Origin of the sequence: Ruegeria sp. HKCCA4633 (assembly GCF_013034605.1) — a bacterium.
In the GTDB taxonomy this organism is placed as follows: domain Bacteria; phylum Pseudomonadota; class Alphaproteobacteria; order Rhodobacterales; family Rhodobacteraceae; genus Ruegeria.
Window position 1 is genome coordinate 228,108 of record NZ_WQGJ01000003.1, and the last position, 13,473, is coordinate 241,580.

At 56.0% G+C, this 13,473-nt stretch carries 16 protein-coding genes; 6 read left to right on the forward strand and 10 right to left on the reverse strand.

Going from position 1 to position 13,473, the window contains the following annotated elements:
- Positions 1–2: 2 nt before the first annotated feature.
- Positions 3–1,271 (reverse strand): ATP-dependent Clp protease ATP-binding subunit ClpX, encoded by a 1,269-nt coding sequence (clpX, locus tag GOV85_RS10470; protein ID WP_171177726.1) that lies wholly within the window; start codon positions 1,269–1,271, stop codon positions 3–5.
- Between the two features lie 131 nt (positions 1,272–1,402).
- The gene (locus tag GOV85_RS10475; protein WP_171177728.1) at positions 1,403–2,035 is read right to left on the reverse strand and encodes an ATP-dependent Clp protease proteolytic subunit; all 633 of its coding nucleotides are present in this window, start codon (positions 2,033–2,035) and stop codon (positions 1,403–1,405) included.
- 363 nt (positions 2,036–2,398) lie between these two features.
- On the opposite strand from GOV85_RS10475, the gene GOV85_RS10480 reads away from it, so the two are divergent.
- Together GOV85_RS10480 and GOV85_RS10485 are read left to right on the forward strand one after the other, a co-directional pair.
- On the forward strand, positions 2,399–2,740 hold the full coding sequence (locus GOV85_RS10480) for a helix-turn-helix transcriptional regulator (RefSeq protein WP_171177730.1): 342 nt from the start codon (positions 2,399–2,401) through the stop codon (positions 2,738–2,740).
- 61 nt (positions 2,741–2,801) lie between these two features.
- Complete coding sequence (locus GOV85_RS10485; RefSeq protein WP_171177732.1) at positions 2,802–2,939, forward strand: entericidin A/B family lipoprotein; 138 nt, start codon at positions 2,802–2,804, stop codon at positions 2,937–2,939.
- A 1,116-nt stretch (positions 2,940–4,055) separates the two neighbouring features.
- On the opposite strand, the gene GOV85_RS10490 is transcribed toward GOV85_RS10485, so the two are convergent.
- The 5 genes from GOV85_RS10490 to GOV85_RS10510 all read right to left on the reverse strand — a co-directional run bounded on the left by GOV85_RS10490 (position 4,056) and on the right by GOV85_RS10510 (position 8,833).
- Positions 4,056–4,505, reverse strand: a complete 450-nt coding sequence (locus GOV85_RS10490) for a hypothetical protein (RefSeq protein ID WP_171177734.1) — start codon at positions 4,503–4,505, stop codon at positions 4,056–4,058.
- A 107-nt stretch (positions 4,506–4,612) separates the two neighbouring features.
- Positions 4,613–4,933 carry a hypothetical protein gene (locus tag GOV85_RS10495; RefSeq protein WP_171177735.1) on the reverse strand — a complete coding sequence of 107 codons (321 nt, stop codon included), beginning with the start codon at positions 4,931–4,933 and terminating at the stop codon, positions 4,613–4,615.
- Between the two features lie 327 nt (positions 4,934–5,260).
- A complete protein-coding gene (locus GOV85_RS21775; RefSeq protein WP_171177737.1) occupies positions 5,261–6,175 on the reverse strand; it encodes a DUF2971 domain-containing protein in 915 nt (304 codons plus the stop codon).
- Between the two features lie 191 nt (positions 6,176–6,366).
- Complete coding sequence (gene lepA, locus GOV85_RS10505) at positions 6,367–8,166, reverse strand: translation elongation factor 4 (protein WP_171177739.1); 1,800 nt, start codon at positions 8,164–8,166, stop codon at positions 6,367–6,369.
- Between the two features lie 118 nt (positions 8,167–8,284).
- Entirely contained in the window at positions 8,285–8,833 is a 549-nt protein-coding gene (locus GOV85_RS10510; RefSeq protein ID WP_171177741.1) for a hypothetical protein, read from the reverse strand.
- Positions 8,834–9,079: 246 nt separating this feature from the next.
- Between GOV85_RS10510 and GOV85_RS10515 the strand changes: the two genes are divergently transcribed.
- Positions 9,080–9,388: a hypothetical protein gene (locus GOV85_RS10515; RefSeq protein WP_171177743.1), complete on the forward strand. Its 309-nt coding sequence runs from the start codon at positions 9,080–9,082 to the stop codon at positions 9,386–9,388.
- 66 nt (positions 9,389–9,454) lie between these two features.
- Positions 9,455–10,408: a LysR family transcriptional regulator gene (locus GOV85_RS10520; RefSeq protein ID WP_171177745.1), complete on the forward strand. Its 954-nt coding sequence runs from the start codon at positions 9,455–9,457 to the stop codon at positions 10,406–10,408.
- Here the strand turns inward: GOV85_RS10520 and GOV85_RS10525 are convergent.
- Positions 10,405–10,848, reverse strand: a complete 444-nt coding sequence (locus GOV85_RS10525) for a low molecular weight protein-tyrosine-phosphatase (protein ID WP_171177747.1) — start codon at positions 10,846–10,848, stop codon at positions 10,405–10,407. The two genes, GOV85_RS10520 and GOV85_RS10525, sit on opposite strands and share 4 nt — an antisense overlap.
- Positions 10,849–10,875: 27 nt before the next feature.
- On the opposite strand from GOV85_RS10525, the gene GOV85_RS10530 reads away from it, so the two are divergent.
- The gene (locus GOV85_RS10530; protein WP_171177749.1) at positions 10,876–11,574 is read left to right on the forward strand and encodes an NAD-dependent deacylase; all 699 of its coding nucleotides are present in this window, start codon (positions 10,876–10,878) and stop codon (positions 11,572–11,574) included.
- A gap of 60 nt (positions 11,575–11,634) precedes the next feature.
- On the forward strand, positions 11,635–12,243 hold the full coding sequence (locus tag GOV85_RS10535; RefSeq protein ID WP_171177751.1) for an HdeD family acid-resistance protein: 609 nt from the start codon (positions 11,635–11,637) through the stop codon (positions 12,241–12,243).
- Between the two features lie 91 nt (positions 12,244–12,334).
- Here the strand turns inward: GOV85_RS10535 and GOV85_RS10540 are convergent, their stop codons facing one another.
- A complete protein-coding gene (locus tag GOV85_RS10540) occupies positions 12,335–12,826 on the reverse strand; it encodes a copper chaperone PCu(A)C (RefSeq protein ID WP_171177754.1) in 492 nt (163 codons plus the stop codon).
- 42 nt (positions 12,827–12,868) lie between these two features.
- Positions 12,869–13,219 carry a hypothetical protein gene (locus GOV85_RS10545; RefSeq protein ID WP_171177756.1) on the reverse strand — a complete coding sequence of 117 codons (351 nt, stop codon included), beginning with the start codon at positions 13,217–13,219 and terminating at the stop codon, positions 12,869–12,871.
- Positions 13,220–13,473: the final 254 nt, after the last annotated feature.

Sequence of the window (13,473 nt, forward strand, 5' to 3'; positions counted from 1 at the left end):
GCTTACCCAGCAGAAGCTGATTCAGGAGCCGCATCCGCATAGATGAACAAAGGTTGAGACTCGGACGCGACGGCCTCTTCGTTCACCACAACTTCGCTGACATTCTTCATGCCGGGCAATTCGAACATGGTATCCAGCAGAATGTCTTCCAGGATCGACCGCAGTCCCCGTGCACCGGTTTTGCGCTCGATGGCCTTCTTGGCAATCGCTTTCAATGCGTCATCGGTAAAGTCGAGTTCGACGTCTTCCAGCTCGAACAGGCGCTGATACTGCTTGACCAAAGCGTTCTTGGGTTTTGTCAAAATAGTGACCAGAGCATCTTCGTCGAGATCCTCCAGCGTTGCCAGAACTGGCAAACGCCCAACAAATTCTGGGATCAGACCAAATTTAAGCAGATCCTCGGGCTCCAAATCCTTGAAAATCTCGCCAACGCCACGATCATCATTGTCGCGCACATCGGCTCCGAAACCCATGGCCGAGCCTTTGCCACGCTGCGCGATGATCTTATCCAGGCCCGCAAACGCGCCGCCGCAGATGAACAGGATATTGGTGGTATCCACTTGCAGGAATTCCTGCTGAGGATGCTTGCGCCCTCCTTGCGGCGGAACGCTGGCCACGGTGCCTTCCATCAGCTTCAGCAGCGCTTGCTGCACGCCCTCGCCCGACACGTCGCGCGTGATCGATGGGTTTTCGGACTTGCGCGTGATCTTGTCGACCTCGTCAATATAGACGATGCCGCGCTGCGCGCGCTCAACGTTGTACTCACTGGCTTGAAGGAGCTTGAGGATGATGTTTTCGACATCTTCGCCCACATAGCCAGCTTCGGTCAACGTCGTTGCGTCAGCCATGGTGAACGGAACATCCAGGATGCGGGCCAGTGTTTGAGCCAGCAGAGTCTTGCCGCAACCGGTGGGACCGATCAGCAAAATATTCGACTTCGCCAGTTCAATATCGCTGCCAGCTTTCTGAGCATGATTCAAACGTTTGTAGTGGTTGTGAACCGCCACCGACAAAACACGCTTGGCTGTGGCCTGACCGATCACGTAATCGTCGAGAACCTCGCAAATATCCTTTGGCGTTGGAACGCCATCAGACGACTTCAGCCCGCTGGCCTTGGTCTCTTCGCGGATGATGTCCATGCACAGCTCGACACATTCATCACAGATGAATACGGTCGGGCCTGCGATCAGTTTTCGCACCTCGTGCTGGCTTTTCCCGCAGAAACTGCAGTAGAGCGTGTTCTTACCGTCGCCGCCTGAATTCGTCGCCATGATCTACCTTTCGGGCCTCGTCCCTGCACCCCGTCAGGGATGCGCTTACGCCTGTTTGTGCAGCTTAGGCCAGCACTCTGGCGGCTACAATCTCAAAATGAACCCCGCGCCCAAGGCGCGGAGTGTCGGTCTCAGGCCTCATCTGTGTCCATTTTTGCACGGTTTTCGACGATTTCGTCGATGTGGCCCCAGTCTTTCGCCTCTTCCGGGCTCATGAAGTTGTCACGGTCAAGCGCTTTTTCAACCGCCTTTTTGGTCTGCCCGGTATGACGCACGTAAATGTCATACAGGCGATCCTTCAGCTTTTGCGTCTCGGCTGCATGAATCATGATGTCGCTGGCTTGGCCTTGGTAGCCACCGCTGGGTTGGTGAACCATGATACGGCTGTTGGGCAAGGAGAAACGCATTCCCTTCTCGCCGCCAGCCAACAAAACCGACCCCATCGACGCCGCCTGACCGATCACCAATGTGGAACATTTCGGCTTGATGTACTGCATTGTATCGTAAATCGACAAACCGCTTGTCACTACACCACCAGGCGAGTTGATGTAGATCGAGATTTCCTTGTTCGGATTCTCGGCCTCAAGGTGCAACAGCTGCGCGACGACCAAATGGCTCATTCCATCATGAATCGGGCCGTTGATGAAGATGATCCGCTCTTTCAGCAGACGTGAGAAAATATCGTAAGCGCGTTCGCCCCGGCTGGTCTGCTCGACGACCATGGGAACGAGCGTATTCATGTAGGTATCTACGGGATCGAACATTCGGAACCTGCCTGCTTTGCTATGGATCGGGACACTACCCCAACAAGTATTACCCAAGTCTTAGTGTTGGCTCGGGGGGGCTGCAAGGGGGGGCAAGCGAGAACGATGAAGGAATGTAGGATGACACCAATTCCGCACAGCTCGACCCGTTGTTCGCGATCCGGAATACTTTTGAGCCACCGCCTAAACCACACAGCCTTAGTATACGGGGAAAAGCGGCGAGGGTTCCCCTTTCACTCATCACGGTATTTTGATTTATACATATGGAACAAAATGCACGAAACATGTAGGTGAGTGAACGGCGTAGTTGCGCCGTAATATGATAACGTTACCCATTGACGGGGTTAGCAAGGAACTAGAACGATGGCACTTCCACAGTTGTCCCAGGACATGCCCCAAGAAGACATGTATCGCATGGTAGAAAACGCCGCGCTTGCATCTAATTTTCTAAAGGCAATTAGTCACGAAGGACGCCTGATGATTTTGTGCCATCTGGTATCTGGTGAGAAGTCCGTCACAGAACTGGAAGGGCTTTTGTCCGCGCGGCAAGCCGCCGTATCCCAGCAGTTGTCGCGTTTGCGCCTTGAAGGATTGGTCGTACCTCGGCGGGAAGGCAAAGCAATCTACTATCGTTTGGCAGACGATCGTCCACGTCGGATTCTTGAAGTTGTCTACGAGCTATTCTGCGACAGAGACGCCTCCTAACTACTGGTCTGGTCAGTAGAAAGCTGCTACCGAAAATTTATCGAGCACCAAGGAGACGACTATGATCCGTGTATTTCTGATTGGCCTGAGCCTGTTTGCCCTGACCGCCTGCGAAACTGCAAAAGGCGCTGGCAAAGACATCGAAAAAGCCGGGGATGCCATCCAGAACGCTGCAACAGACGTGCAGGAAAACCTGTAAGCGTTTCTGACCCTGATCACCAAGCATCGGCATTTCAAGAAAGACGGGCTCCGGTGTCACTACCAAGCATCCGCGCTTGGACGCTTGGCCCTACGACTTGATCACAAGCCAAATACCGGGGCTCTTTTGTTCGCGCAAAAGAGCCCCGTTCCCGTTCAGAAGAGGGGTGAGTGGTAGCCTGTATGAAACCGTGATCCGGCAAAGGAAAAGGCGTCAGGTGCGCAGACGCGGTCTTTGCATGTACCCTTTCGGATACGCCTGACGCCTTACCGGGTCGGCGCGCCCCGAGGGACGTTCCGATCCTTTTGCCTCAGCCCCACAGGGGGCTTTGGCGATTGCTGCGAACCCATAGGGAAACACAGCATGCATCGGTAAACCAAGAGGATGATCAACTGACGTGGGCGGGTTGCCCGCAATCACCTGACCTCAACGGTAAGTCTTTGAAGTTCAGAGAAAATCCCAAGACCCTCTCAATCGCTCCAACCCTCCGGCCCTTTGCGTACCGCCTTTGGCTCCGAGGATCCTGGGCGGTGTCAGGACTTTGGCATTCCGGCCGGCTTCGGACAAGAAAATAGCACTGCAGCATGAAAAATTGACGGGGATAAAATGTTGATATCCGCAGGGACATTTCTGTGGATAATCCGAGAAAGCGCGGCACTGCGCAGGGTTGATGGAGCATTTGCCAATACGGGTAGAAACCGCCCTTTTTCCGCGCAATGCTGCAAGCGCGAACGCCAACATGCACTCTGCCGGGCGAAAAACACCGGGTTTGACAAGTTCTCTGCGCCTCAAACTATCGAATCGCGCACTCAGACGCGAGAGAAACACACTATCGCATGAACTGGGACCGGATGGCGCGTAAGTCACCGCACGCAACGCCGCGCTGAAGGTCCGCGAGGTCCAGATGCCCATGGGTCGAGGAACACCGCATTCTGACCCAAAACCAACTGAACCCTGTCGCGGGCAATGTGCGCCACCCGGCCCACCTCCCCTGGTGGAGACAATGGTTGCTTTACTGAGAAGCGGCCCGGCCCGGCTGGCTAACCTACACCTCCGCCGCGCAGACAATCGGGCGGCGGTCCATACCCCCTACTGTCCGACCGGGCCGGAACCGCTTCAGTTCACCTGACGTTCCAGAACGGTGCTGTAGGTCGTTCCATTCCGCAGGCTACGGAAATCCGCATAGATCTTGCCATCCTCATACCGCGCGTCGATCAGCGCATTGGCTCCGATCACCAGCGGTGAGGTTTCAACGATGCCAATAGACCCCGAGCCATCGAGACTTATGGTGCCGGTGGCCTCGTACTCATTCCATTCTGTATCGCCATCACGGCGCCACTTGCTGGGCCCCCAGAAGACATTGTCTTCCTGCATCTGGACGTCGAGCATCCATTCGGCCTGATTGAACCGGGGCTGATCGCCCTTGTAGTAGTGGCTGGGTTGAACGGTCGTGTAAGACCCCAGCCACGTGCCGCGCAGGTCGGGCGTGGTATCGGCCAGAGCGGCCGTTCCAAGGGTGAGTGTCGTGGCCAAAGCGGCTGCTCCGGCAGTCATGTATCTGGTCATGGGCTCTCTCCTTTTCGTCTGGTCAACAGATTGGGAGGGCGCGCACAGGTTACAACTTACCTAAGGGAAACTTCATGATTGGTTCACCGGGAGCTTAGAATGGGGCTTCAGGCCCATGCCAGAGCTGTCCCGACAATGACCAGCGCGATGCCGACCCCCTCGCGATAAGAAAAGTTCTCGCCAAACAGGAAATATGAGGAGATGGCGATCAGCACGACCTCGGCCCCGAGAATACCGGTATAGATGATGCCCAACCGTTCATTGCGCAGCGCGGCAAGTTCCAGCGTCGCGGCGGCCAACAGCGTGGCAACGATCAGAAGGGTCAGGCCAACACCGGGGATCTTCCACCAGAACTTCATCGAGATCATGGCCACGGAATAAAGACCGGCCGACCCGAGGGCAATGAGTGGGAGCATGGATATGGACATAGGGGCCTCCCGCCGGGGTTGCCGTTAGGTCAACATTAACAGGAGAACGGAGTTGGGGCTGTGAGGTTGGTCACAGTTAGTCGGTTATTTGAATTGCGGGCAGCGCCGGCCCGAGGGGGTGAGGGCGTCTTGGAATTCGTCCAGTGGACGAATTCAGCCGCGAACGGGCGGAGCCCCGGGGCGCAAACGCGCCTCCCGTTTTGCCGGAGGCAAACCTACGGTTTGACGGGGGCGGATCATGCCAGAGGCATGCTTTCAGCATGACGTGGCCCGGCGGTGCCGCCGGGCGGGTGGGTTCGGTTCGGATAAACCCGATCGACTACGTTACTATTCCACGAATTCGCATTCAGAACCGCTAACCGTCGCGTTATCGAAGCCATAATCATTCAACAAAATCTCTACAACTCCCCTATCAGACCGATTGTTAGGACCAATGATGACTTCTGCGATTGATGGCCTCGAACCACCCCCTCGATCAGCATGCACCAAGTCAAGACCAGCGAAAGCTCGAATGTTGTTTCGGGTGGCTCTGAACCCAACATCGCCGTTTTGAACAAATGGTTCTGGATCACCAAAAATCTCAAATGTGCTCGGTTCACCAGCCATTGAGCCAAACGGTATTAAAAGACGCGTTTCCCGCTCATTTTCCCAAGACTTGTGTTTATATGAAGCAGTCAAAGAGACCAAATCGATTGCGCAAAAGACCGGCATTTTTTCCTTCATGTTCGCATCGCAACCGGAATACTCGCGCATATGCTCTTCAAAAGTTTGCGCAATACTTTTTGAGAATAGTTGCGGCTCGTAAATTACACTGCGCCACCAATGCCGAGGAAAATAGTCTTCTTCTATTGCGATAGAAAACCCTTTACCGCCATCAGAGTAGTTCATCCAAGAATACAAATCGTCCTTTCGCTGAGTAAATGATGCGCCTAGAAATTTGATTTTTTCTTTGTAGTTATCGAAAGCGGCGCGCACTTCTTCCAAAAACTTTTGGTTTTCTGAACCCTCAGCAAATGAAAGGCTGTCTAGGTAGTCTTTGACTACAGGAAGGCCATTCTTTACTTCGCGCGGATCGTTCATCGATTCTAAGTCAGAAGCCCAAATCTCACCGTTTTTGACGATTTCAAGAAATGCCGCCGCGCTACAATAGTGATAGTATCGCGGAGAAAGACCCGAAAACAGGCCAGTAAGTGCGTTCTGCAAAATGCTACCTCGAAAGCTATTCGAAACAAGTTTATTCACCAAAACAAGATTATCAACTCTTCGGTTCTCGCGCTGAGACCCTGTGGGCAAGCAGTTGGCTGCGCCAACCGCTTTCGCCTACCCGCCGTAAAATGGCCAGCCTTTAGCTGTCCACCAGCACTATTACTGCACCGGGTGCCGCACGCAGTTGGCTGCGCCAAACGCTTTCGCGCACTCGCACTTAAAATGGATTAAGAATCCATTTTAAGTGCGGAAATAAACGCTTCCTGAGGGATATCCACCTTTCCGAACTGGCGCATCTTTTTCTTACCCGCCTTCTGCTTGTCCAGCAGTTTGCGCTTCCGCGTGGCGTCGCCTCCGTAACACTTCGCGGTCACGTCCTTGCGCAGGGCCGAGAGGGTCTCGCGGGCGATGACTTTGCCTCCGATGGCGGCCTGGATCGGGATTTTGAACATGTGGCGCGGGATCAGTTCCTTGAGCTTTTCGCACATCGCCCGGCCCCGCATCTCGGCCCGGTCGCGGTGAACCATGGTCGACAGCGCGTCGACCGGTTCGTCATTCACCAGCACCGACATCTTGACCAGATTGTCCTCGGTATAGCCGGTCATCTGGTAGTCGAACGAGGCATAGCCTTTGGTCACTGATTTCAGGCGGTCGTAGAAGTCGAAGACGACCTCGTTCAGCGGCAGGTCATAGACGACCATGGCGCGGCTACCGGCATAGGTCAGGTCCAGCTGGATGCCGCGGCGATCCTGGCAGAGTTTCAGTACGTCACCCAGATACTCGTCGGGCACCAGAATAGTCGCCTTAATACGCGGTTCCTCGATATGGTCGACCTTGGACGGGTCGGGCATGTCGGCGGGGTTGTGCAGCTCGATCATCTCACCGTCTTTCATGTAGACGTGATAGATCACCGACGGCGCGGTGGTGATGAGCTCGATATCATATTCGCGTTCGATGCGGTCGCGGATGACCTCAAGGTGCAGAAGCCCCAGGAAGCCGCAGCGGAAGCCAAAGCCCAGCGCGGCCGAGGTTTCCATTTCAAAGCTGAAGCTGGCGTCGTTCAGCGCCAGCTTGTCGATCGCATCCCGCAGGTCTTCGAATTCGGCCGAGTCCACAGGAAACAGGCCACAGAACACCACCGGCTGCGCGGGTTTGAAGCCGTCCAGCGCGTCCTCAGTCCCGTTACGGTCATTGGTGATCGTGTCACCCACTCGGGTGTCGCGGACCTGTTTGATGGATGCGGTCAGAAAACCGATCTCACCGGGGCCGAGGCTGTCGACCATCTCCATCTCGGGACGGAAAACGCCGACGCGGTCGACATGGTGCAGCGTGTTGTTCGACATGAACTTGACCCGCATCCCCTTTTTCAGCGTGCCGTCCATGATGCGGACCAGAACGATGACGCCCAGATAAGCGTCGTACCACGAATCCACCAGCATCGCCTTGAGTGGCGCATCCAAGTTGCCCTGCGGTGCGGGCAGCTGTTTCACAATGGCTTCCAGCGTTTCGTGGATGCCCTGCCCCGTCTTGGCGCTGACCTGAATGGCATCAGTCGCGTCGATGCCGATCACATCCTCGATCTGTTCGGCCACACGGTCACAGTCGGAGGCAGGCAGGTCGATCTTGTTGAGCACCGGCACGATCTCATGATCGGCGTCGATGGCTTGATAGACATTCGCGAGCGTCTGCGCCTCGACTCCTTGAGTCGAGTCCACAACCAGCAAAGAGCCTTCGACCGCGCGCATGGACCGGCTGACCTCATAAGCAAAGTCCACGTGACCGGGCGTGTCGATCAGGTTCAGAACGTAATGCTCACCATCATCCGCCGTATAGTCGATGCGGACCGTGTTGGCCTTGATGGTAATGCCACGCTCGCGCTCGATATCCATGCTGTCGAGCAGCTGTTCCTTCATGTCGCGATCCTTGACCGTTCCGGTCTCTTGGATGAGCCGGTCAGCAAGGGTGGATTTGCCATGGTCGATATGCGCGACGATGGAGAAATTGCGGATATGAGCGAGGTCTGTCATGGGTTGGGGATATGTAGAGGAATCGTGGGTTGGTCAAGGTGGATTGAGTGCGCCGACGATACTATACAACGTCCTTCGACTTGTTCACCTCGGCAAGCCGTTTGACAATTGCTTGAGCCTACGATGAATTCCCGCAATCTGAAGCCAGCTTATAGTCCCGCTCTCGATCAAGAACGCCAGGCCAATCAGCTTTCAAAATTAGGTCCCTAAGCAAAGGAACATGGCAAGTTCGATCCCGAGCATAGAAGTGGCGCCGGTTAATCACGAGGATTGGGAATGGTGTTTCATCCCCCTCAAACTCCGCCGTCAATACGGTTAGAAAATTGTCTTCATCATTACTTTGAAAGTCGCTTTCGACAAATCCGAGCGCCCTTACGATTTCTTCATCGAGAGCCTCAAAAAAATGGTCGGTAAAAATTACCATAAGGTCAAAATCAGAAAGTTGTTTTGAAGGATAGTTGAAGTCGATCTTCTGATTGAAATCCCCGCCGGTTACTTCAGTGGCGAGTTGACCGGAGATGCCTGAAATGAGCACTCTGACAGGTCTATCCAGGTCGTCTGATCGATCTTGAGCAGTGCTTTGCTCTGCCATGCCGAACACAAACATCAAAGTCGCGATTAAGAATAGTCCTGTTGTTTTTAGTTTCATTAAAACTTCCGCGTTCATAAACTTGAGTGTTGGAACAACCGTATAGCCAATAGTCCAGCAATCAAGCTATGTCGCGATGGGTGCGGGTTACACTCTTTCAGATGAATGCCGAGTTGAAGCCCGCCCTGCGGGCTAGGCGTTTCCGACTCGTGCAATCACTTTTTTGCAACGTACGATTGATCCGTTAACCACTTTGATTCATACTCCCGCTCAGACTGAGAGGGGCACAAGATCCCTCAGGGCAGGCAAAAACGAGGCATGAGCATGAAACAGTTCCTCTTAATCGCTTTCTGTGCCGCAACGATGACGGCCATCGCTCCGCAGGTTGAGGCCGCGCAGATCAAGCGCGCCTGCCTGGCGTCGGATCGGGCGGCGGCCACACGTGATCGGTGCAGCTGCATTCAGCGCGTGGCAGATCAGGCACTGACGCGCAGTGACCAGAAGACCGTCTCGAAGTGGTTCGAAGACCCCCATCAGGCGCAAGAGCTGAAAATGTCGCGCACGGCGCGTGATGATGCGCTGTGGGATCGGTATCAAAACTTCGGCCAGATGGCGCAGGCGATCTGCAGCTAACGCACCGCAAATCCTTGACCTGATCCACGCTGCGCCTCAGAAAAGGCGCAGCGAAAGGGATGTGCGATGGTGATGAAAGGGCTGACCCTGCGGGGCCTTGAGGTGTTCGAGGCTTTGGCGCGGACGGGATCGGTAGCGCAGGCCGCCGAGATCACCGGGCTCAGCCAGCCGTCCGTATCCCAGCAACTGCGCAATTTGGAAAAGGCGCTAGGCACCGATCTGGTTGATCACGGGCGGCGGCCTATGCGGCTGACCCAGGCCGGGCGCAGCTTTCTGGCGCGGGCCGAGGCTGTGCTGGCCGAATTGCAGGTGGCCCAAAGCGAGCTTTCGGTCATGGAGTTGGGTCATCTGACCACGCTTTCCATCGGGTTGATCGACGATTTCGACAATGATCTGACTCCACGGTTGGCCACATTGCTGGCCGATAGCCTGACCCGTTCGAAATTCAAACTGATCACCTTGTCGAGCCTCGATCTGTTTGAAGCTTTGGCCGAGCAGCGCCTCCACATGGCGATCACCGCCCATAGCGGTGAGGCGCTGGAAGGCGTGATCGAGTATCCTTTGGTCCGCGATCCGTTTATTCTGGTGGCCCCAAAGGGTTCGGGCGCGGTCGAGGCCGTGCAAGAGAGCTTGCCGTTTCTGCGTTACGCGCGCGAGCAACTGATCAGCCGCCAGATCGAAGCGCATATGGCGCGCGACGGGAAAGAGTTCGAGGAACGGTTCGAGATCGGCTCACACATGGCTTTGATGGCCATGGTCGCGCGGGGTTTGGGTTGGGCAATCACGACGCCGCTGGGCTTCATGCGCGCGGCACGCTTCCATGACGGGTTGGAGGCGCACCCTGCCCCGTTTGGAGATTTCTCTCGCACGATCTCGCTTTTGGCCCGCACCGATTGGTCGGATCAGGTCCCGCAGGAGGTCGCAGGTATGACACGTCGGCTGATGCAAAACCAGATCATCGAACCGGCCCTTAACAAACAGCCCTGGCTGAACGGTCAGTTGAAGGTGATCGGCGGCTAGCGCTCCAGATGAGCGGCCAAGCCGGCTACTGCTGTTTCGATCAGATCCAGCGCACCATCGAAATCCCGCGTATAATAGGGGTCAGGCACATGATCAGACTGGGTTTCATGGGCAAAGTCGGTCAGCAGGCGCACAGGCGTGGCGTTGCCCGTAGGACGCAGATCCTCAATATCCGCGATGTTGTTGGCATCCATGCCAATGATCAAATCGAACCGATCAAAGTCGGCGGCTGTAAACTGTCGGGCACGCAGGTCGCTAAGGTCAAATCCTCTGGCTTTTGCGGCGGCCTGCATGGGGCCGTAAGGCGGGTTGCCTGCGTGCCAACCCATGGTTCCGGCACTGTCGGTTGCGTGATGCGGCGCGCGATCGCGAAAGACGCCTTCGGCCGCAGGGGACCGGCAGATGTTGCCCAAACAGACAAAGAGGATACGGTGTGACATATGCAAGCTGTACCGTGTGGAGAGGACATGGAAAAGATTGTCATTCTGACCGGAGCCGGAATTTCCGCTGAAAGTGGGCTAGGTACCTTTCGCGATGAGGGCGGATTGTGGGCCAAGCACCGGATCGAGGATGTGGCCACGCCCGAAGGCTTTGCCCGCAATCCGGCCTTGGTTCAGGGATTTTACAATGCCCGTCGCGTTCAGGCGGCTGGCGTGAAACCCAATGCCGCCCACAAAGCACTGGCCCGGCTTCAATGCGACTGGCCCGGTGAAGTGGTGATTGTCACTCAGAACGTCGACAGCCTGCACGAAGCCGGTGGTGCACGGAATGTCATTCACATGCACGGCACCTTGGCCGGCGCGTTGTGTTCGAACTGTGGGCACCGCTGGACTGCCCCGCCCGAGATGGCGGTCGCAGAACCCTGCCCCTCCTGCAACCGGCCAACAGCCCGTCCTGATGTAGTCTGGTTCGGAGAAATGCCTTACCACATGAATGCGATTTACGACCATCTGGCCAGCGCGTCGCTCTTTGCGGCTATTGGCACATCGGGTCAGGTCTATCCAGCAGCAGCCTTTGTGCACGAGGCACAAGCGGCAGGCGCGCAAACCGTCGAGATTAATCTGGAGCCAACGCTTGGGGCCTCGGGGTTTGACACATATATCCTTGGCAAGGCGTCAGAGACGGCGCCTAACTGGGTTGAGCAATTGCTGGCACGACCCTCATAAGATGCAGACAACACTATATTTTTTGCTTAGATTGCGCCCGAAACGATTGGAGGATCAGCCATGGCCGACCAAGAACCCAAAACCGGCGAAATCCTGGAGGATGGCAGCATGGCCCAGCGCGACTTGCTGGGCGAGCAGCTATCCAATCTCTGGTGGACCTTTTTACTGCGTGGAGCGTTGGCGGGGATTGTTGGCATTGCTGCGCTGTTCTGGCCCTCTGGCAGCATCGCCGTGCTGTTGCAACTGGTCGGAGTACTATTGATCCTGGATGGCGGCCTGACTCTTTTGGGGGTTGGACGCCGTGGTGTTTTAGGAGGTGCCGCGATCGGCGCGCTAGTGATCGGTCTGATCCTGCTGATCTGGCCGGAAGGCACGGTCAAGCTTGCCTTTTTCCTGTTGGGTGCATGGGCGCTTATCATCGGGATCGGTTCACTGGCCGCCGCTCAGCAGATGCACCAGCGAGACCCGCAACGCGGATCAATGCGGGTTTCGGGCTTTGTTGCCCTGGTTGTCGGGCTGGTTCTGATGATCTGGCCAGCGGTGGCATTGGTGGCGCTTGGGTGGGGTATCGCCTTTTCGGCGCTTGCAATCGCTGCTGTCATGTTCTGGCTGGCCTCCCGGTTCCGAAAAGCGGGTGATCGGGTCGGACTAAAGACCGTGAATAAATAAAAGCCACCCCCCTCAACAAACGCACTCAGGCCGGGCAATGCCCGGCCTGATGCATGGAAAAGGTGCAACGTGGCGCAAAGACAGGCGCGCTTTAATCCGTGCTCTCTCCGTGAGATCCGTGACCGCCATGACCACCTTTGTCTTGACGTTCCAGATCAACGGGTATCTCGATCGCGACCTCGCCGGCATTCTCGAAAATCAGAGTGACGGGCACCATTGCGTCTTGCTCGAAAGGCGCTGTCAGGCCCATGAACATCACATGAGCCCCGCCGCGTTTCAGCATGTAGGTTTCGCCAGCGGGAATGACAAAGCCTTCTTCCACATGCACCATCTTGGCCACGCCGTTATCGTCGACCTCGTGTGTATGCAGCTCAACACGGGCCGCGGCGTCCGAAGTTGCGCCGATCAGGCGGTCATCTGCGACGCCCTGATTCTCGATCATCATGAAAGCGGCACCAGCCTTGGCCGTTTTGCCCGAAGAGCGGGCATAAGCGTCATCCACCTTGATGGTGCCATCGGCCAGAGCGGGAACGGCCAGCGTGACTGCGGCCAAGGTTGCAAGCAGTTTGGATTTGAGGGACATCGCGCCTCTCCTTGTTGTTCAAAACTTTAGAAAAGATGGGTTTCAAACAACAGAAGGCGGCGCGCGGGCCGGAGCGCGCGGCACCGGCAATGCGATCTGGTTGCCCACATCTCGCAATGGCGCGGGTTGCGCAAGTTCCGGCGCTGCGGGCAATGTGGGATGGGTCGCGGCAATTGCCCCCATGAGGGACAGCGCGTAATCCGGGCAATAGTGCGGTGGCGCAATAGGTTGCCCACTTTCATCCATGTAGACAACGACCGGGCCATTTCCGGTGCACAATACCATCTGGCCAACAGCACTATTCATGCCGCGCGACATGGCAAGACCCTGCCCGGTCAGCACCAGAAGCAGGGATAAAACAAACGGCAGAATACTGGCGGTCTTAGGTCTCATCCTGACCTTGGTATAGGTCAGCGTGCAAAGGCGCTTCAAGCGCTAAAGGGTCGCGCTTGAAGCGGTTCTCAGTAGTCCACCCCAGGTCGTTTCACTTCGCTTGCAGTAAAGCTGGTGTGCGACTGGTTCACTTTGCGCTGTATCTGCGCGCAGGCTGCAATTGCCTTGCGGAGCACAGCGGCCAGAAAAAGAAAAATGTAGAAACTTTTTAACGACATATTCGGGCCCCCGCCTGATGAATGACCTAACGTTAA